The 19,791-nt window shown below is 62.9% G+C and carries 18 protein-coding genes; 8 read left to right on the top strand and 10 right to left on the bottom strand.

Annotated elements, in window-relative coordinates; genetic code table 11:
• Positions 1-6 precede the first annotated feature (6 nt).
• Together X751_RS160780 and X751_RS1000000166725 are read right to left on the bottom strand one after the other, a co-directional pair.
• Positions 7-1,497, bottom strand: coding sequence for a leucyl aminopeptidase (locus tag X751_RS160780; protein WP_023715072.1), 1,491 nt, complete (start codon positions 1,495-1,497; stop codon positions 7-9).
• A gap of 49 nt (positions 1,498-1,546) precedes the next feature.
• On the bottom strand, positions 1,547-1,840 hold the full coding sequence (locus X751_RS1000000166725) for a hypothetical protein (RefSeq protein WP_155923601.1): 294 nt from the start codon (positions 1,838-1,840) through the stop codon (positions 1,547-1,549).
• 32 nt (positions 1,841-1,872) lie between these two features.
• Between X751_RS1000000166725 and lptF the strand changes: the two genes are divergently transcribed.
• The 6 genes from lptF to rsmA all read left to right on the top strand — a co-directional run bounded on the left by lptF (position 1,873) and on the right by rsmA (position 9,543).
• On the top strand, positions 1,873-3,072 hold the full coding sequence (lptF, locus tag X751_RS160785; protein ID WP_023672737.1) for an LPS export ABC transporter permease LptF: 1,200 nt from the start codon (positions 1,873-1,875) through the stop codon (positions 3,070-3,072).
• A 2-nt stretch (positions 3,073-3,074) separates the two neighbouring features.
• A complete protein-coding gene (lptG, locus tag X751_RS160790; protein ID WP_023702945.1) occupies positions 3,075-4,157 on the top strand; it encodes an LPS export ABC transporter permease LptG in 1,083 nt (360 codons plus the stop codon).
• Positions 4,157-6,607, top strand: a complete 2,451-nt coding sequence (locus X751_RS160795) for an LPS-assembly protein LptD (protein WP_023743802.1) — start codon at positions 4,157-4,159, stop codon at positions 6,605-6,607. The genes lptG and X751_RS160795 overlap by 1 nt, the downstream gene beginning before the upstream one ends.
• 91 nt (positions 6,608-6,698) lie before the next feature.
• Positions 6,699-7,628, top strand: a complete 930-nt coding sequence (locus X751_RS160800; protein ID WP_023731133.1) for a peptidylprolyl isomerase — start codon at positions 6,699-6,701, stop codon at positions 7,626-7,628.
• A 12-nt stretch (positions 7,629-7,640) separates the two neighbouring features.
• On the top strand, positions 7,641-8,669 hold the full coding sequence (gene pdxA, locus X751_RS160805) for a 4-hydroxythreonine-4-phosphate dehydrogenase PdxA (protein WP_031246866.1): 1,029 nt from the start codon (positions 7,641-7,643) through the stop codon (positions 8,667-8,669).
• Positions 8,670-8,706: 37 nt separating this feature from the next.
• Positions 8,707-9,543 (top strand): 16S rRNA (adenine(1518)-N(6)/adenine(1519)-N(6))-dimethyltransferase RsmA, encoded by an 837-nt coding sequence (gene rsmA, locus X751_RS160810; RefSeq protein ID WP_023743800.1) that lies wholly within the window; start codon positions 8,707-8,709, stop codon positions 9,541-9,543.
• A gap of 210 nt (positions 9,544-9,753) precedes the next feature.
• Here the strand turns inward: rsmA and X751_RS1000000167400 are convergent, their stop codons facing one another.
• Positions 9,754-10,050 (bottom strand): hypothetical protein, encoded by a 297-nt coding sequence (locus X751_RS1000000167400; RefSeq protein ID WP_198022429.1) that lies wholly within the window; start codon positions 10,048-10,050, stop codon positions 9,754-9,756.
• A 23-nt stretch (positions 10,051-10,073) separates the two neighbouring features.
• Between X751_RS1000000167400 and X751_RS01000000163440 the strand changes: the two genes are divergently transcribed.
• Positions 10,074-10,448: a Fic family protein gene (locus X751_RS01000000163440; RefSeq protein WP_348524570.1), complete on the top strand. Its 375-nt coding sequence runs from the start codon at positions 10,074-10,076 to the stop codon at positions 10,446-10,448.
• A gap of 84 nt (positions 10,449-10,532) precedes the next feature.
• Here the strand turns inward: X751_RS01000000163440 and gmk are convergent, their stop codons facing one another.
• From gmk to fabD, 7 genes are all read right to left on the bottom strand, one after another.
• A complete protein-coding gene (gene gmk, locus X751_RS160820; protein WP_023689111.1) occupies positions 10,533-11,189 on the bottom strand; it encodes a guanylate kinase in 657 nt (218 codons plus the stop codon).
• Positions 11,190-11,213: 24 nt separating this feature from the next.
• Positions 11,214-12,104 (bottom strand): YicC/YloC family endoribonuclease, encoded by an 891-nt coding sequence (locus X751_RS160825; RefSeq protein ID WP_023743798.1) that lies wholly within the window; start codon positions 12,102-12,104, stop codon positions 11,214-11,216.
• A gap of 264 nt (positions 12,105-12,368) precedes the next feature.
• Positions 12,369-13,625 carry an endolytic transglycosylase MltG gene (mltG, locus tag X751_RS160830; protein ID WP_023715070.1) on the bottom strand — a complete coding sequence of 419 codons (1,257 nt, stop codon included), beginning with the start codon at positions 13,623-13,625 and terminating at the stop codon, positions 12,369-12,371.
• A 202-nt stretch (positions 13,626-13,827) separates the two neighbouring features.
• Positions 13,828-15,090, bottom strand: a complete 1,263-nt coding sequence (gene fabF / locus X751_RS160835) for a beta-ketoacyl-ACP synthase II (protein WP_023685687.1) — start codon at positions 15,088-15,090, stop codon at positions 13,828-13,830.
• 34 nt (positions 15,091-15,124) lie between these two features.
• The gene (locus tag X751_RS160840; RefSeq protein WP_006203723.1) at positions 15,125-15,361 is read right to left on the bottom strand and encodes an acyl carrier protein; all 237 of its coding nucleotides are present in this window, start codon (positions 15,359-15,361) and stop codon (positions 15,125-15,127) included.
• A 221-nt stretch (positions 15,362-15,582) separates the two neighbouring features.
• On the bottom strand, positions 15,583-16,320 hold the full coding sequence (gene fabG / locus X751_RS160845; protein ID WP_023685686.1) for a 3-oxoacyl-[acyl-carrier-protein] reductase: 738 nt from the start codon (positions 16,318-16,320) through the stop codon (positions 15,583-15,585).
• Between the two features lie 60 nt (positions 16,321-16,380).
• The gene (gene fabD, locus X751_RS160850; RefSeq protein ID WP_023743797.1) at positions 16,381-17,328 is read right to left on the bottom strand and encodes an ACP S-malonyltransferase; all 948 of its coding nucleotides are present in this window, start codon (positions 17,326-17,328) and stop codon (positions 16,381-16,383) included.
• A 277-nt stretch (positions 17,329-17,605) separates the two neighbouring features.
• Between fabD and X751_RS160855 the strand changes: the two genes are divergently transcribed.
• A complete protein-coding gene (locus tag X751_RS160855; protein WP_023743796.1) occupies positions 17,606-19,534 on the top strand; it encodes an LTA synthase family protein in 1,929 nt (642 codons plus the stop codon).
• Positions 19,535-19,791 lie beyond the last annotated feature (257 nt).

Here is a 19,791-nt window from a genome sequence, read left to right as displayed (position 1 = left end):
CCTGCCTTATCCCTCGTAATTGTCGCGCACCAGCCGGTCGAGCAGCCTGACGCCGAAACCCGAGCCCCAGGACTGGTTGATCTCGCTCGGCGGCGAGCCCATCGCGGTGCCGGCGATGTCGAGATGCGCCCACGGCGTTTCCTTGACGAACCGCTGCAGGAACTGCGCGGCGATGATGGCGCCGCCATAGCGGCCGCCGATGTTCTTCATGTCGGCGTTCTTGGAATCGATCAGCTTGTCGTATTCAGGCCCAAGCGGCATGCGCCACAGCCGCTCCTGACTCGCCTGGCCGGCCGCCGTCAACCTGTCCGAAAGTTCGTCATTGTTGGAGAACAGGCCGGCATAATGCTGGCCGAGCGCGACCATGATGGCGCCGGTCAGCGTCGCCAGATTGACCATGAATTTCGGCTGGAAGCGGTCGTTGCAATACCACAGCGCGTCGGCCAGAACGAGGCGTCCTTCGGCATCGGTGTTGAGCACCTCGATGGTCTGACCCGACATCGAGGTGACGATGTCGCCGGGGCGCTGGGCATGGCCGTCGACGGCATTTTCCACCAGCCCGACGATGCCGACGACATTGGCCTTGGCCTTGCGCGCGGCTAGCGCCTGAATGAGCCCGATGACGGCCGCGGCGCCGCCCATGTCGCCCTTCATGTCCTCCATGCCGGAAGCCGGTTTCATCGAATTGCCGCCGGTGTCGAAGGTGACGCCCTTGCCGACGAAGGCGACCGGTGCGTCCTTGGCCTTGCCGCCCTTCCATTGCATGACAGCCATCCGGGCGCCGCGTGGCGAGCCTTGCGCGACACCGAGGAGCGAGCCCATGCCGAGCTTCTTCATTTCCTTCTCGGTGAGGATTTCGACCTCGACGCCGAGCGCTTCCAGTTCCTTGGCGCGGGCGGCGAATTCGATCGGGCCGAGCGTATTGGCCGGTTCGTTGACAAGGTCGCGCGCCAGAAGCACGCCGTCGATGACCGCAACCTCGTCGGCGAAGGCCTTTTTCGCCGCGGCAGGATCGGCGGTGTGGATGGTCACCTTGACCGGTTTCTTCGGCTCGGCATCGTCCTTGTCTTTCCTGGTCTTGTATTTGTCGAAGGAGTAGCTGCGAAGAATGATGCCGGCGGCAAGGTTCGCCGCTTGCCTGCCGCCAATCTTTGCGCCCGGCACATCGAGGATGACGGCCACCTCCGCTGCCTTGCGCAGGGACGCGGCGATGGTGCCGCCAAGCTTCAGCCAGGCAAAGTCATCGAGGCCGGCGACCTTGCCGGCGCCGACCGCCACCAGTCGGTCGAGCGATGTTCCCTGCGGCGCCAGCACTTCCACGACACCGGCGAATTTTCCGGAAAACTCCGCCACCGGAAACGCCCGCGCCAGCGTTCCTGAGGGGTCGCAGGCCTTTGCCGGTTCGCCAAGGCCACCATCGTCGGCCGCCAGCACGAAGATGCTGCCCTTTTTGGGTGCGGCAAATTTGGCGAAGGCGATCAATGGTCTCAAAGTCATCAGGTCCTGCTTTCGGGAAACGGCTCAGATTTTCAGGAAAAATGCATTCTCAGGGAAGATGCGCGACATTTGGTCGTTTTCCTTGATTTGGCAAGACTTTGCCGGAATCAGGGCTCATATGCGCAGCGGAATCGATAACGATTCGTCGCGGCACGGCCCCGCTTTCCTGCCGCAACCTGTTGTTAACCATCGATGTTCTCCCTTTCTTATCCATTGCCGCCGACACTCCGGCCTGCGGGACGGGCGATGTGGGACGGAGAATCGGATCGAACTGCCTGAAAGAAATGGCCAAACGCACCCAGTTGTACAGCCGCAGCCGGACGACTACCTTGTCCGCGGGCATGATGCCGTTCGGCAAATCGAGAAAAGCCTTACATGAAGGTCGTTGAACGCTACATCATGCGTCGCGCGTTGGCGGTGTTTCTCGCTGCGCTGATCTGGACGCTGGCCATTGTCTGGACGACGCAGGTGCTTGCCCGCATCGACCTGGTCACCGACAGTGGCCAATCGGCGCTGACTTTTTTCGAGGTCGCGGGCCTCATCATCCCCACCATCATCCCGATCGTGGTGCCATTCGCCCTGGTGGTGGCGGTGGCCCAGACGCTCAGCGTCATGAACTCCGATTCGGAATTGGCCGTCATCAACGCCGCCGGCGCCTCGCGCTGGACGATTGTGCGGCCGGTCCTGCTGATCGCGCTGGCGGCCAGCGTCTTTTCCTTCGCGGTCGACAATGGCGTCGAACCCTATGCCAGGCAGAAGAACCGCCAGCTGATCGCGTCCTCGCGCGCCGATCTCTTGTCGCTGATCATCCAGGAAGGCACGTTCCGCAAGATCGACGACGGGCTGTTCCTGCAGATAGGCGAGCGGCTTCCGGACAACCGGCTCGGCGGCATCTTCGTGGCCGATTCGCGCGAGGAAGGCGCCAATCTGATCTATTATGCCAAGAGCGGCAGCGTCGTCGAAAAGGGTGACGAGAAGGTGCTGATGATGAATGACGGCGTCATTCATCGCAAGACGCTGACCGGCGACCTGTCGGTCATCCGCTTCACGTCCTACGCCTTCGACCTTTCCGCCTTCATGTCGGCGGCGAACGATATCATGCTCCTGCCCAAGGACCGAACGACGCAATACCTGCTCAACCCGGATCCGAACGACAAGATCTTCCAGCGCAGGCCCGGCGCCTACAAGGCCGAGCTCGACCAGCGCTTTTCCGAATGGTCCTATTCGCTGGTGTTCGCGCTGATCGCGCTGGCCGTGGCAGGCGATGCGCGCTCACACCGCGAGGCGCGCATCCACCCGCTGATCACAGCCATCGCCATTGCGCTGTTCGTGCGCTGGCTGGGCTTCTTTGCCGCCGGCAAGGCCGACAAGATCCCGCAATACGCCTATATGGTCTATGGCGTGCCGGTCATCGCCTCGGCGGTCGCCATCTGGTTCATCGTCACCTCGCGAAGCATGGAACTGCCCGGCAGCTGGGCCGACTGGATGACGAATTTCGCCGGCCGCGTCAGCGATGGCTGGACGGCGCTCAAGCTGCGCCTCAATCGGCGCTACACATCCGGCCAGGGAGCCTGACGATGGGCTGGACCCTGGGCCGCTACTTCTTCTTTCGCTACGTGTCGATCACGATCTGGTTCTTCATCGGCCTTCTGGCGCTGGTGTTCCTGATCGACTTCACCGAGCTGTCCGGCCGCATCACCGGCCTGCCGGGCTTCACCTACGGCACGGCGGTCGCGATCTCGGCGCTGAGGATGCCAATGATCATGCTGCAGACGGTGCCGTTCGTCGGTCTGTTCTCGGCGATGGCGACGCTGGTGTCGCTCAACCGCAAATACGAGCTGGTGATTGCGCGATCGGCCGGAGTGTCGGCCTGGCAGTTTCTGTTGCCCTGCTGCATAGGTGCGCTGTTATTCGGCATACTATCGGTCGGCGTGCTCAATCCGATCGCCGCGCATGGCTTCTCATGGTCGGAGCAGATGGAAAACCAGCTGCGATCCGGCAATTCGAACGTGGTGGCGGCCGATGCCACGCCGTGGATCCGCCAGAAAACCAACTCGGGCGACACCATCATCGGCGCCCGCGCCATCCTGAACCAGGGCCTGGAAATGGCCGACACCGTGTTCTTCGTCCTCGATCCGCAGGGCAACATCGTCGAGCGCAAGGACGCCGCGCGGGCCTTTCTGCGCGACGGCTACTGGGAATTGCAGGACGTCAAGGTGTTCAAGGACGGCAACATCCGTTCCGAAACGACCGACCAGTTGCCGACCAACCTCAAGCCGGAATTCGTGCAGGAACGGCTGGCGCGCCCCGAAACCATCCCGTTTTACGACCTTCCCGGCAAGATTGAGGTTGCCCGCTCCTTCGGCCTCAAGGCAAATGCCTTCGCCATGCAGTTCGATTCGCTGGTGGCGTTACCGTTCCTGCTTGTGGCCATGACGCTGATTGCGGCAACAGTTTCAATGCGATTTGCGAGGATGGGGCAGTCGGCAACGATGATTCTGGGTGGCGTCCTCGCCGGCTTTCTGCTTTATGTCGTTTCGGTATTGGTCAAGGCATTCGGCGTGGCGGGATTCGTGCCCACAGCCGTGGCTGCATGGGTTCCGGTTGTCGTGGCTATGTTCTTTGGGGTGACATTCCTGCTATACAAGGAAGACGGCTAGTGAGGGAGGCGGCTTTGCGCAGCCATAGGCAGGCCGGTTTGGCGCGCCTCTATTCGGCGAGCGCCTTGGCATGCCTGCTCGCCTGTGGCGTGCTGACGGCCCCTGCGCTGGCGCAGGACGTCACCGACGTGGCAACGAAGGTTCCCTCCGGCTCCCAGATGCTGCTGGCGGCCGACACGCTCGTCTATAACAACGACAACCAGACGGTCACCGCCATCGGCGGCGTCCAGATCGACTATGGCGGCAACAAGCTCGTCGCCCAGCGCGTCGTCTATGATCGAAACACCAAGCGGCTGGTTGCCAGCGGCAATGTCGAGATCGTCAACAGCGACGGCACCAAGATCAACTCGCAGCATATCGATATTACCGACGATTTCGCTGACGGTTTCGTCAATGCGCTGCGCGTCGAAACGCCCGAAAAAGCCTATTTCGCCGCCGAAAGCGCCGAGCGCATGGGCGGCGTGCTGACAACGTTCCACAACGGCGTCTATACGGCCTGCGAGCCTTGCGAAGACAAGCCGGACAAGGCGCCGACCTGGCGGATCAAAGCCAGGAAGATCATCTGGAACGGCGAAAAGAAAACGGTTCGCTTCGAGAACGCGAATTTCGAATTCTTCGGTTTCCCGCTGGCTTATCTGCCGGCGTTCGAGATCGCCGACCCGACGGTCAAGCGCAAAAGCGGCTTCCTGATCCCCAGCATCGGCTACAACAATCGTCTCGGCGTCGGCGTCAAAATCCCCTACTACTTCGCTTTGTCGCCGACCTACGACCTCACCGTTACCGGCAGCGGCTACACCAAGCAGGGTTTCCTCGGCGAGGCCGAGTGGCGCCAGCGCTTCAACAATGGCCAATACACGCTGAAGCTTGCCGGAATCAACCAGCAGGACCCTGGCGCTTTCCGTGATTTCGCGGCTTTCCCCGGCGGCTACAATGTCAATTCGGGGCCAGCAGGCGATCCGAACAAATTCCGCGGGATGATGGGCACCAAAGGCCAGTTCGCCATCAATCCGCGCTGGGACTTCGGCTGGGATATCCTGCTTCAGACCGACAAGAATTTTTCGCGTACCTACACGATCGAAGGCTACAACGACGCCGTGCATCAATCGTCCGTCTACCTGACCGGCCTAAACGACCGCAATTATTTCGATGTGCGCGCCATGCGCTTCCAGGTTCAGGAAAACACACCGGACGGCAACGTCGCATCGCGCAGCGACAAGCAGCCCTGGGTGTTGCCGTCGCTCGACTATGCCTACATCCCCGACATGTCGGTGGCCGGCGGCCAGCTGTCGTTCAACGTCAATGCACGAGTCATTCGCCGCGACGATCTCGATCAGGCCTATTTTACCCCCTATGTGCCGGGCTCAGGCGTCCAGCGCGTGCGCGGCATCGAGGGCGAATCCGGTCGCCTCACCGCCGAAGCCGAATGGAAGCGTACCTTCACCACGGACGGCGGATTGCAGTTGACGCCCCTTCTGGCTCTGCAGGGCGACGTCGACTATCTCAACGCTTCTTCGGCTTCGCTGACTGCGGTAAACCAGATGGCAACGAATGTCGGTGCCGCCGACGACATGCGGTCTTCCTTCGCCCGTTACATGGCGACCGCCGGCCTTGAGATGCGCTGGCCGGTGCTGTTTTCGATGGCCCGCTCCAGCCATATCGTCGAGCCGATGGCGCAGGTCTTCATGCGCCCGAACGAGCAGTATGTCGGCGGGCTCGCCGTTCCCAACGAGGACGCACAGAGCTTCGTCTTCGATGCCACGACGCTGTTCGAGCGCGACAAGTTCTCCGGCTACGACCGCGTCGAAGGCGGCAGCCGCGCCAATGTCGGCTTCCGCTATTCCGGCGCCTATGACAATGGCTGGGGCACCAATGCCATCTTCGGCCAATCCTACCAGCTGGGCGGCCGCAACTCCTTCAATTCGCCGGATCTGGTCAATGTCGGCGCCAATGTCGATGGCGCCGCCAATTCGGGCCTGGAGACTTCGACCTCCGACTATGTCGGCCTTGTCGGCTTCAGCAGCCCGAGCGGCTTCTCCGGTTCGCTCAGCGGCCGCTTCGACGAGCAGACCTTCGAAGTTCGCCGTGCCGAGGTGAAGGCCGCCTATTCCGGGCTGCCGGTTTCGCTGAGCGCCAAATACGCCTTCATCCAGGCGCAGCCGCTCTATGGTTTCACCACCGACCGCCACGAAGTCACGCTCGGCGCCTCGACACACCTGGCCGAAAACTGGCGCGTCTTCGGCACCGGCACCTACGACCTGCAACAAAGCGTGCTGGTCAAGGACGGCGTCGGCTTTGCCTACAATGATTCCTGCTTCACCTACCTGATGACGTACTCGGAATCACGCGACATCAAAACCAAGGAAGTGTCGCAGAATGTCGGCTTCAACCTGTCGTTCCGCACGCTCGGCGATTTCGGCTCGTCCCAAAGCTCGATCGACTCCATCCAGTAGAGCCGGCTGACGACATCGTTTTGCCGCATAAAGCGGGCACGGATTTCGCCAATATCGGGCTGGAATCGGCCAAAACCGGGCTAGAATTGGGATGCTTTCGATGAGGAAATACCTGTTTTCGGCAGGATTCGCGCTCCTGTTCGCGGCGACCTCGGTCTCTGTCACCACGATGGTACCGCCGGCCTTCGCCAGTGAAATCAAGTATGTCGTCAACAACATGCCGATCACCACCGGCGACATCGCGCACCGGGCTGCCTTCCTGAAACTGCAGCGCAAGAAGGGTGACGCGGGTCAGGAAATGATCGACCAGACGCTGCGTATGGCGGAGGCCAGGCGTCTCGGCATCCGCATCTCCGACGCCCAGGTAGAGGCTGCCTATCAGCGCTTTGCCTCGAGCAACAAGATGCAGCTCAAGCAGCTCGACGGTGTCATGGCGCAGTCCGGCGTGACCAAGGAGCATTTCAAGGAATTCATCCGCTCCCAGATGGCGTGGAACCAGGCGCTGAGCGCACGCTACAGCGGCGGCGGCGGGCAGGTGAGCGAACAGGATCTGGTCAAGCGCATGCTCGAAAAAGGCGGCGCCAAGCCAAGCGCCACCGAGTACATGCTGCAGCAGGTGATCTTCGTGGTGCCGAAGGCCGAGCGCAGTGCCACACTCGCCAAACGCAAGCGCGAGGCCGAAGCCATGCGCGCCCGCTTCAATGGCTGCAACACCACGCGTGAATTCGCCAAGGGCCTGATCGACGTCACCGTTCGCGACCTCCCCCGATTGCTGGCGCCGCAACTGCCGCCGGACTGGGCCGAGCAGATCAAGGCCACCAAGCTGGGCGGCGCCACGGCCGTGCGCGAGACCGATCGCGGCATCGAATTCATCGGCATCTGCTCATCGCGCGAGGTTTCCGACGACAAGGCGGCCCAGATGGTGTTCCAGAGCGAAGGCAGCGGCGACAAGAACGCCGACGAGCTCTCGGCCAAGTATGTCGAAGAGCTGAAGGCGAAAGCCAAGATCGTTACGCGCTGAACCGGCCCAGCCGTGCATGAGACAGAGCTTCCGCTGGCGCTGAGCGTCGGCGATCCATCCGGCGTCGGTCCGGAAATCGCCATTGCCGCGTGGCAGAGCGCCCGCGGTTCCGGTGCCGCGCCCTTCTATCTTCTCGCCGATCCGGCGCTGATTGCCGCGCGGGCGCGCCGGCTCGGCGCGGCGGTGGCAATCGCCGAGACGGTGCCGGCCCAAGCAGCTGGTGTCTTTCAACACGCCTTGCCCGTGGTGCCGCTGGCGGCCCACTTCACCGATGATCCCGGCCGGCCCGACCCGGCCAATGCCGCCGGCATCATCGAGGCCATCGATCGCGCCGTCGCCGACTGCCTTGCCGGTCATGCGGCCGCGGTCGTCACCTGTCCGATCGCGAAGAAGCCGCTTTACGATGCCGGGTTCGGCTTTCCCGGCCATACCGAATATCTGGCGCATCTGGCCTCGCTCCATATAGGCGGCGCGGTGATGCCGGTGATGCTGCTCGTCGGCCCCGAATTGCGCACCGTTCCGGTCACCATCCACATCGCGCTGGCCGAGGTGCCGAAGACGCTGACGACGGAGCTGATCGTTGCCATCGCGCGCATCACCGCCGGCGATCTTGCACGCCGTTTCGGCATCGCCAGGCCGAGGCTCGCGCTTGCCGGCCTCAATCCGCATGCCGGCGAAAGCGGCGCCATGGGGACAGAGGACGAGCGCATCATTCGTCCTGCGGTCGACATGTTGCGGGCGCAAGGCATCGATGCCTTCGGGCCGCTGCCGGCCGATACGATGTTTCATGCGCGCGCCCGCGCCGGCTACGACGTGGCGGTCTGCATGTATCATGACCAGGCGTTGATCCCGGCCAAGGCGCTGGCCTTCGACGAGGCCGTCAACGTCACGCTTGGCCTGCCGTTCATCCGCACCTCGCCCGATCACGGCACAGCCTTCGACATCGCCGGCAAGGGCATCGCACGTCCCGACAGCCTGATCGCGGCGCTGAAGCTGGCCCGCCGGCTGGCCGATACCGGCGCAAAGCCCGCAGCTGCATGAGCCCAAAATCATGAGCCCAAAATCATGAGCCAAATTCATGAGCATTGACGGGCTGCCGCCGCTGCGAGAGGTGATCGAGCGCCATGGACTGCAGGCAAAGAAGGCGCTTGGCCAGAATTTCCTGCTCGACCTCAATTTGACCGGCAAGATCGCGCGGGTCGCCGGCGACCTCAGCGACAGCACGGTGATCGAGGTCGGCCCCGGCCCCGGCGGGCTGACCAGGGCGCTGCTCGCTGCCGGTGCCGGCCGCGTCGTCGCCATCGAGCGCGACGAACGCTGCCTTGCGGCCTTGGCCGAGGTCTCCAACCACTATCCGGGCCGGCTCGAGGTGATCAGCGGCGATGCGCTGAAGACGGATTTTGCCGCTCTTGCCAAGACCGCGTCACAAGTCGGCCCGGTGAGGATTGCCGCCAACCTGCCCTACAATATCGGCACCGAGCTGTTGATCCGTTGGCTGACCGTGGCGGACTGGCCACCCTTCTATCAATCGATGACGCTGATGTTCCAGCGCGAGGTGGCCGAGCGCATTGTCGCCGGTGCCGGCAGCGATGCTTATGGCCGGCTCGGCGTGCTGGCGGGCTGGCGGACCGAGGCGAGGATCGCCTTCGACGTGCCGCCGCAAGCGTTCACGCCGCCACCCAAGGTAACGTCGTCGGTGGTGCATCTGGTGCCGCGCGCCAGCCCTTTGTCAACCGACGTGAAAAAACTCGGCCGCGTCACCGAAGCCGCTTTCGGCCAGCGCCGGAAAATGCTGCGGCAGAGCGTGAAGAGCCTGGGTGGCGAGGCACTGCTGACGCGCGCCGGCATCGATCCGACCCGGCGTGCCGAGACGCTCAGCGTCGAGGAATTCGTGCGGCTGACAAACGCGGTTTGACCGGCGGCGCTGGTCGGCCGTGGACCCAAATCGCATCCTGTGTGACAGCGACGACAAGCAGCTAATAGCGGCATGCAGTTGCCGGTGAGTCGCCGAGCGTGATATTGTCGTCATATGAAAAAGAGTACCTCAAGCCTCCGGCCGACCCAAAGCCAGTTTGTCCTGACCAGCGGCAGGGGCGAAAAAATCAGCGCGGTTGAAGGCTTGAAGCTATCGCAACGTATGGGCTTCATTCTGAAGGAAAGCCGTGAGCGCGGCCTGAGCGGGGATGAGCGCAGGGCGCTTATCAAGGACCAAGTAACCCGCAAGAAGTAGGATCGGCAGGTGGTCTATGCCGCTGAACATGATCCGCTGTGCTAGCCAGGCACGACCGTTCTCCGCAACAGGCTGAATATCAAAGACCAGGCCCAACTCGATGAATTCGAGTTGGCACTTTTCCTGACCAGGGCCGACGAACATATCCCCGCAGGCCGTCTGGATTTCGAGCACTACAAGGCTGTCCATCATCACCTGTTCCAGGACGTTTATGAATGGGCGGGAGAGGTTCGCGCCATCCGCATCGGCAAGGGGGGGGCAACTGGTTCTGCTATCCTGAGTATATCAACCAGGAAATGCATAGAATTTTCGGCGAACTCGCCGACGGTGATTATCTCTGCGAACTCGACCTCGACGCCTTCGCCGTTCGGGCCGCGCATGTTTTGGCCGAAATCAATGCCGTCCACCCGTTTCGCGAAGGCAACGGCCGCACGCAGCTTACCTTTCTGGCAATGCTGATGGAGAATGCGGGATTCCCATTCAATGCCGATATGCTCGGTCGCGAAAACGTCCTGAATGCGATGATTGAGAGCTTTGCCGGCGAGGAAACCCCATTGGCAGAACTCATAAAAGATATCGCCAGCCAGTAACAGATGCCCACAGCGTCATATTGCCAGATCGTTTGCCAAAGACGCCTTCATGGGGACAGCCGGCCATCGGGGAACGACAGCTGCCTATTCCGTCTTCTCGTCCAGCAACCCCGAGACGAAATCGAACAGCCCGGGCCGGCGGTCGCGCCGCAGCCTTTCCGCCGTCACGATTCCACGCACTTCGGCGAAGGCGCGGTCGAGATCGTCGTTGACGATGACAAAGTCATATTCCTTCCAGTGCTCGATCTCGTTGCGGGCGTTCTTCAGCCTGGTCTCGATCACGTGCTCCTGGTCCTCGGCGCGGCGCTTGAGGCGCGACTTCAATTCCTTCATCGACGGCGGCAGGATGAAGATCGAGACGATGTCGGCGCGCATCTTCTCCTTGAGCTGCTGGGCGCCTTGCCAGTCGATGTCGAAGAGCATGTCACGGCCCTGCGCGAGCGCCAGTTCGGCCGGCTCGCGCGGCGTCGCGTAGCAATTGCCGTGGACCTCGGCCCATTCGAGCAACGCGTCGGAATCGCGCAGCCGCTCGAACTCGCGCGTGGTGCGGAAGTGATAGTGGACGCCCTCGATCTCCGAGCCGCGGCGTGGCCTGGTGGTGACCGAGACCGATAATTCCAGGCTGCCGTCGCTTTCCAGCAGGTTGCGCGCGATCGTCGACTTGCCGGCGCCCGACGGCGACGACAGAACCAGCATCAGCCCGCGGCGGCGAATGCGGGATCCGAGATCCCTGGCAACCATCGGCTCCTTGCCACCCATTCGGGTTTACTCCAGATTCTGGACCTGTTCGCGAAACTGGTCGACCACCGCCTTCAGTTCCAGCCCGATGGCGGTGACAGTGGCGGCGTTCGACTTGGAACACAGCGTATTCGATTCGCGGTTGAATTCCTGCGCCAGAAAATCGAGCTTGCGGCCGATGGCGCCGCCATTTGCCAGCAGCGCTCTGCCCGACGTCACATGCGTCTTCAGCCGGTCGATCTCTTCACGGATATCGGCCTTGGTGGCCAGGAACGCCGCTTCCATGTGCAGCCGGCCGGCATCGAGGTTGGCCGACGCATCCATCAGCAGCCGCACCTGTTCGGCGATTCGCTCGCGGATCGCCGCCGGTTCGCGCGACGGGTCGGCCTCGGCTTGAAGCGTCAACGCCTCGATGGCGTCGATATGGCCGGAAAGCAGCGAACGCAGCGCTTCGCCCTCGCTCTGGCGTGCCTGCTCGAGGCCTGTAAGCGCCGTTTCCAGCGCGGACAGGATTGACGCGTCGAGTGCTGCCCGCACCTCCTCGGTTTCGCTGGTTTCAGGGATATCGAGCACGCCGCGCAGGGAAAGCAGACCGTCGGCAGTTGCCGGACCAACACCGAACTGGTCCTGCAGCCGCTTGGCCAAGCCCGCCAGATCCCTGAGGAAGGCTTCGTTGACCACTGGCTGCGCCTGCTGGCCGGCGGCGCGGCCGACGGTCAGCGTCGCCTGGAAATTGCCACGCGAAAAGCGCTTCTGCAGCGTCTGCCGCACAGTCGGTTCGAGCCGCTCGAAACCTTGCGGCAGCCGCAACCTGACCTCGACGCTCTTGCCGTTGACCGACTTGACCTCCCAGGCGATCGAGGCGCCGTCATGTTCGGCAACAGTGCGTGCAAATCCGGTCATGCTCTGCAAATTCATGATGCGGCTCGTGTCTCCCTGATGGTCCGATTCTAATAATTGCGCATGCGTTCGATATCACGGGCAGCGCGAATGTCAGAATCGCAATACCGGCAAGATCTTGATTTCTGGTGTCGTTTCGATCTCGCGGGGCTGAAATCGAGCGAAGCAGAGGCACCCGAGCAAGACCGAAGACGCTTCGAACGGCGCTACTCGTTCAAAGCAGCAGCGCGTCCGCCTCTGTCCGCATCGCTTAAGGTCGATCCGTCTGAAAGCGCCGGCCTGCTACTGGGCGGCACCCGTATCGCCGGCATCACCGCTGTCACCGGCGGCATCGCCACTTGCGTCACCGTTGTCGTCGCCATCCGCCGGCGCATCGGTCTGGCCCGGAGTCTTGGCGCCCTTGGCGGCGTCTTCAGCCTGCTTCTTCTGCAGTGCCCGGTAGCGGGCAACGTTCTCATTGTGCTCGGCAAGCGTGGTGGCAAAGACGTGGCCGCCGGTGCCGTCGGCGACGAAATAGAGATCATCGGTCTTCGACGGGTTGGCGACGGCTTCGAGCGCGGCGCGGCCGGGATTGGCGATCGGCGTCGGCGGCAGGCCGTTGATCAGATAGGTGTTGTAAGGCGTCTGTTTCTGGATGTCAGATTGATAAATCGGCCGGTCGGCGGGTTTGCCCTTGCCGCCGAACAGGCCGTAAATGATGGTCGGATCGGATTGCAGCCGCATGCCCTTGGCCAGACGGTTGAGGAAGACGGCGGCAACGCGCGAGCGCTCGTCGCCCCGGCCGGTTTCCTTTTCGACGATCGAGGCCAAGGTGACGAAGTCGTCGACATTGGCCAGAGGCAGGTCGGGCGCGCGCCGCTGCCAGACCTCGTCGACCAGCTTCTTCTGGTCGGCGAGCAGCTTGTCGACCATCTGTTGGCGCGTGGCGCCGCGGGTAAAGCGCAGCGTGTCGGTGGCGAGGCTGCCCTCAGCCGGCTTGGCGGCCGGCATGTCGCCGGTCAGCGCATCCTGCTCGGCGATGCGCTGCAGCGCCTGCTCGACCGTCAGGCCCTCGGGAATGGTCAGCGAGTACATCACCGACTTGCCGCTCTTCAGAAGCTCCATGATGTCGCGCATGGAGGCGCGCGGCTTTATCTCGTATTCGCCTGCCTTCAGCGCTGAATCATTGCCATAGACCCGCACGGCGATGCGGAAGATGCGGGCATCGCTGATCAGCCCACGCCGTTCGAGCTGGTCGGCAATATCCTGGACGCCGGTGCTCGGCTTGACCAGGAAGGTGTCGCCGGCCACCGACGGGCCCGGTTCGTTGAATGCCTGCTTGCCGAAATAGAGCGAAACGCCGGCGGCGAGGATCATCAACATCACCGCGGAGATGACGAAGTTCATGAACACGACGACTTGGCTGCGCGAGGCGCGCGAGCGCTTTGGTGGTGGTGTGCCGGCTTCCGGGCGCAAAGCTTCGGCCGCGGTCTTCGGCACGATCGGGCCGGTCTGCTGGTTTTGTCCGAATTGTCCGCTGCCGCCCGGATTGGTGTTCATTAGCGCCCTACCATCTGATCTCTTAGAGCGACCATGCGCCCGATTGGACGCACAGCGTGCCCTAACATTTCAAGCCTACGCATCGTGCTTTTAAAAAAAGCGCCTTCGGTTTCAGGCCGATGCGACGAATCCCCAGCGGCAGAGTAGGCTTGAATATGGCAAAATTGACGACAGACCGCTGGCGCGCCGGTCGATACCGCAATCAGCCTGTATAACGCTGGAATACCAGCGAAGCGTTGGTGCCGCCGAAGCCGAAGGAGTTGGACAGCGCCACGTCGACCTGGCGATGCCGTGGCGTGTTCGGAACAAGATCGATCGCGGTTTCGCGTTCCGGGTTGTCAAGATTGATGGTAGCTGGCGCGATGTTGTCTCTGATAGCGAGGATCGAAAAGATCGCCTCGGCGGCACCCGCGGCACCCAGGAGATGGCCGATCGACGACTTGGTCGACGACATCGAGATTTTCGAGGCGGCGTTGCCGACCAGCCGCTCGACGGCGCCGAGTTCGATCGTGTCGGCCATGGTCGAGGTGCCGTGCGCGTTGATGTAGTCGACGTCGGCGGGCGTCAGCTTGGCCCGGTTCAGCGCCGCCGTCATGCAGCGGAAGGCGCCGTCGCCGTCTTCGGCCGGTGCAGTGATGTGATAGGCATCGCCGGTCAGGCCGTAGCCGGTGACCTCGGCATAGATCTTGGCGCCGCGCGCCTTGGCGTGTTCGAGTTCTTCCAGCACGACGACCCCGGCGCCCTCGCCCATGACGAAGCCGTCACGGTCGCGGTCATAGGGACGCGAGGCCTTCTCAGGCGTGTCGTTGCGGTCGGTGGACAGTGCCCGGCAAGCAGCGAAGCCGGCAAGCGATAGTCTGGTCACCGGCGATTCCGCGCCGCCGGCCAGCATCACGTCGGCATCGCCGAAGATTATCAGCCGGGCGGCATCGCCAATGGCGTGCGCGCCGGTCGAGCAGGCGGTGACGACGGCGTGGTTGGGGCCTTTCAGCCCATGCCGGATCGATACCTGGCCAGATACCAGGTTGATAATGTTGCCGGGAATGAAGAATGGACTGATACGGCGCGGTCCGCGCTCTTTCAGGATGATAGCGTTCTCGGCGATGCCCTCGAGGCCGCCAATGCCGGAGCCGATCATGACGCCGGTGGCGCAGCGCTCGGCTTCGGTGCTGGGCTCCCAGCCGGAATCCTTCAGCGCTTCGTCGGCGGCCGCAATCCCGTAAAGGATGAAGTCGCCGATCTTGCGCAGTTCCTTGGGCTCGAGCACGGCTTCGGGATTGAGCGTGCCGTTGGTGCCGTCACCGCGAGGAATGACGTGGGCGATCTTGCAGGCAAGATCTTCCACTTCGAACTCGGTGACGCGCTTCGCGGCGCTGCGGCCGGTCAGAAGTTCCTTCCAGCTGTGCTCGAAGCCCATGCCGAACGGCGAAACCAGGCCAAGGCCCGTGACGACGACACGCCTCATCGCAGGTCCTCCCCGGTGATGACTGCGGATGGTGTCAGGCCGAAGCCTTGTCGATGTACTTCACGGCATCGCCGACGGTCAGGATGGTCTCGGCCGCATCGTCCGGAATCTCGACGCCGAACTCTTCTTCGAAGGCCATGACGAGTTCGACCGTGTCGAGGCTGTCTGCGCCCAGATCATCGATGAAGCTCGCCTGCTCCGTCACCTTGTCGGCATCGACGCCAAGATGTTCGATGACGATCTTCTTGACGCGCTCTGCGGTGTCACTCATTTGGGGCATCCTCGTCTTTTGTTTGTCTGTCTTCGTTAGCGGGCAGAATGCCGCTAATCAAGCTGAAAGATGGTCCTGCCGGAAACGCAACGATGCCGGACCGGTTTTTGCCCGAACCGCCGGGTTGCGGGCCGCATTACACGAAAAATGGCTGAGGTCCAAGGCGAAATGGTCTCTTTTCACAAGCCGGCCATGTCTTCTTATCACCCGGCAATATCCTGTCAGATCATGGCCATGCCACCGTTGACATGGATGGTCTGGCCGGTGACGTAGGCTGCCTCGTTGGAGGCGAGATAGGCGACGGCCGACGCCACTTCAACACTCGTGCCCATGCGGCGCGTCGGGATCGCGGCCATTATCGCGTCTTTCTGCTTGTCGTTGAGCTTGTCGGTCATGGCCGATTCGATAAAGCCCGGGGCGACGCAGTTGACGGTGATGTTGCGGGTGGCGATCTCCTGCGCCAGCGACTTGGAAAAGCCGATCATGCCGGCCTTGGAGGCGCAATAATTGGTCTGGCCAGGATTGCCGGTGACGCCGACCACCGAGGTGATGTTGATGATGCGGCCATGGCGGCGGCGCATCATCGGATGGGTCAGCTCGCGGGTCAGCCGGAACACGGCGGTGAGGTTCACCTCCAGCACGCTGTCCCAATCCGCGTCCGCCATGCGCACGAACAGGCCGTCCTTGGTGATGCCGGCATTGTTGACCAGTATGTCGACGCCTTCGAGTTCGGCTTCGGCCTTCTGGCCAAGCGCCTTGACCTCGTCACGGTCGGCAAGATTGGCCGGGAACAGCTTTACCCGGTCGCCGAGTTCGCCGGCCAGGGTCTCCAGTTTCTCGATGCGGGTGCCGTGCAGGCCGACAATGGCGCCTTGCGCATGCAGCACCCGGGCAATCGCCTCGCCAATGCCGCCCGATGCGCCGGTGACGAGCGCCTTGCGGCCGGTCAGTTCGAACATTTTCGTCTCCTGATCTTAAGAGAACACCCTTCCCACGGGAGGGGTTGAATCGCCAGTGGATTATGCAAGCGCGGCCAGCGCCGCCTCGACATCTGGCGGCGTGCCGACGGCGGATGTGGCGATGTCGCGGTTGATCCGCCGCGCCAGGCCGGAAAGCACCTTGCCGGCGCCGATCTCAAACAGCGTGGCGACGCCGTTGGCGCCGAACCACTCCACCGTTTCGCGCCAGCGCACGCGGCCGGTGATCTGCTCGACCAGGCGGCGCGCGATCTCGTCGGGGTCGCTGGTCGGGGCTACAGTGACGTTGGAGACGACGGGCACGACCGGTGCATTCTTGGTCACGCCGGCCAGCGCCTCGCGCATGACATCGGCCGCCGGCGCCATCAGCGCCGAATGGAAGGGTGCGGAGACCTGCAGCATCAGCGCCCGCTTGGCGCCCTTTTCTGTGCACAGTTTCGCGGCGAGTTCCACCGCCGCCCTGGCGCCGGAGATCACCAGCTGGCCGCCGCCATTGTCGTTGGCGATCTGGCAGACTTTGCCGGATCCCGTTGCGGCCTCGGTGCAAGCGGCTTCGACGTCGGGCTGTTCCAGTCCGATGATCGCCGCCATGGCGCCCTCGCCGGCCGGCACCGCCGCCTGCATGGCGTTGCCGCGGATGCGCAGCAGCCGGGCAGCATCGGCGACCGAAACGAAACCGGCCGCGGCAAGGGCGGAATATTCGCCGAGCGAATGACCGGCAACGTAGGCAACCTTGTCCTTCAGCGAAAAGCCGCGCGCTTCCAGCGAGCGGATCGCCGCCAGCGAGACCGCCATCAGCGCCGGCTGGGCATTGGCAGTCAGGGTCAGCGCCTCTTCCGGGCCTTCCCAGATCAGTTTCGACAGCTCTTCGCCCAACGCATCATCGACTTCCTCGAACACCCTGCGTGCCTCGGGGAAGGCGTCGGCGAGGTCCTTGCCCATGCCGACAGCCTGGCTGCCCTGTCCCGGAAAGGTGAATGCGACGGCCATTTGGGCGCTCTCCAGCGGCTGATTTTTCCTGCCTGTGACGCAAGGCGGACCGTCAAGTCAAGCCCGGAGGCGGCATTTCGGCTCTCGCTTGAACCGGAGCTGACCTCGAGTCCCTGTTCCCAAAGGCTTTTTGCCGATCACACCTGATGAAAACCGCTCACGAATCGTTTGCTGGCTCTTCTTATTTTCGCCACAGGCGCTAGCTTTTGCATGACAGTTCTATGACAGAACGGTGGCGCGAGTGGAAATACGCGTTGCTTGGGCCGGGGGAAGAGACGTGGCTAGGATCAGGAAAGGCGCGGCCGTACCCGCGCCACAATTCTTGGAAGACGATCCGTCCACCGGCTACCTGCCGGGGCGCAGATGGCCGGTCATCCGCTACGGTCTGGTCACGCTGCTTGCCTCCGCCATCCTGGTGTTCGCTATCGAATGGATCGTGCGCGGCGACTTCTTCGGCACGGTCGACTTCTTCCTGCAGCCATTCAAGCCGGGCTGGACCACCATCATTGTCTTTGCATTGGTGCTGATGGGACTGGACGCCGTGCTTGGCCGCAGTCACCAGAGCCTGATGATCGTGGCGCCCCTGACGCTGGCGCTGGCCTTTGTCGGGCATCAGAAGTCGCATTATCTCGGCGATCCGCTCTACCCAACCGATTTTCTTTATTCGCGCCAGATCATGGCACTGATGCCGCTCCTGGTGCGCGAGCGGCCCTGGACGGCGCTCGCCATGGCGGTCGGCATCGTCGCCGGCCTGTCGCTGCTGATCTATGGCTGGCGGTTGTGGCGCCGCAAGGTTCCGATCCTCAGCCGCAAAGGGCGGCTGGCGCGGCTGACGCTGGCAGTGCCGCTGCTCGCCTTCTTCGTCTCGATCATGGACTACGCCACCTTCTCGTGGACCCGCGACCGGCTGCAGATCATCCCGATCATGTGGGACCAGAAGGAGAACTACGCCTCCAACGGGTTTGCGCTGGCCTTCGCGCTCAACGTGCCGATGGCGCATGTCTCGGCGCCGGCGGGCTATTCCGACAAGGCGATCGACGCGATCGACAGGCCTGCTGTGGCGGCCTCGGTACCGGATGAGAAACCCGACATCATCGTGGTGATGAGCGAATCTTTCTGGGATCCGACCAAGCTGCCCGGCGTCACAATCACGCCTGACCCGATCCCCAATGTGCGGGCGCTGCGTTCCGGCTATATGTTTTCGCCGGAATTCGGCGGCATGACCGCCAACATCGAATTCGAGGCGCTGACCGGCTTTTCCAATGCCTTCCTGCCGGCGGGCTCGATCCCCTACCAGCAATATGTGCGCACGCCGACGCCGTCGCTGGCGACCTTCCTGAAAAGCGAGGGCTACCGGGCGCGCGCCATCCATCCGGGCACCAACTGGTTCTGGAACAGGGGCGCCGTCTATGCCGATTTCGGTTTCAACGATTTCCGCTCGGAAGAGACGCTGCCGCCACTGGAAAAGCGCGGGCCGCTGGCTTCCGATGCGTCGATGACCGACGAGATCATCGCAGAGGCCGACGCCAGCGAGCGGCCGGTGTTCTTCTTCGCCGTCAGCCTGCAGAACCACGGTCCCTACGAGCCGTACCGCTATTACAATCCGACCCACAAGGTCGTGGCACCGATCAGCACGTGGGCGCGGGAATCGCTGCTCAGCTACGCCGAGGGATCGGCCGATGCCGACCGTGGCCTCGAGCGATTGATCGAATGGGCGAAGAAGCGCGAGCGGCCGACGGTCATCGCCTTCTTCGGCGACCATCTGCCGCCGCTCGGCCCCGTCTATGTCGAAACCGGTTACCTGAAGGACAATGTCGCGCCGCGCAAGGAACCGACGCCGGAGGCGGCACTGGAGCATCATCAGACGCCGCTGGTCATCTGGTCTAACCGCACCGGTCCGGCGCAGGATATGGGCGCGGTGAGCCCGGCCTTCCTGCCCTACCATATCCTTACCACGGCCGGGATCACGCACCCCTACTATACCGGCTTCCTGGGCGCGCTGCGCGAACGCTATCGCGTCGTCGACCGCAATCTGCTTTTGACACCGTCAGGTGAGGCCACGCCGGACTGGGCGCGGCAGAAGGACGTTGATCCGGCGATCAACGACTTCCGCCTGCTGCAATACGATATGATGTTCGGCAAGCGTAAGGCGGCTCCGGACTTCTTCCCCGAAACGATCAACGGTGGTACCCCGCATACGAGTTGATGCCTGGTATTTTTCCAACCCTGCGACGCCAGGACGCTGTCCGGAGCATGCGTTACCCTTGCCTTCCAGCCAATTTGCTATATAGACGCCCGCAATCTGCCGGTCCTTGCTGGGGGCTGAACGGAGGGCCGGAGGTTTTACCCAAAACCTTCGTGTGAAGCCAGAAGCGCTTCCGCCTCCCGTGTCTCCGCTCTCGACCGTCTCGAAATGCTCCTTTCTTCCCCGCCCCCTCGGGACCAGCGGGTCAGAGAAGTTGC

This window comes from Mesorhizobium sp. LNJC394B00 (genome assembly GCF_000502555.1).
Classification (GTDB): Bacteria; Pseudomonadota; Alphaproteobacteria; order Rhizobiales; family Rhizobiaceae; genus Mesorhizobium.
Note: the sequence above shows the minus strand (reverse complement) of the source record. Positions and strands in the feature narration are given on the sequence as shown.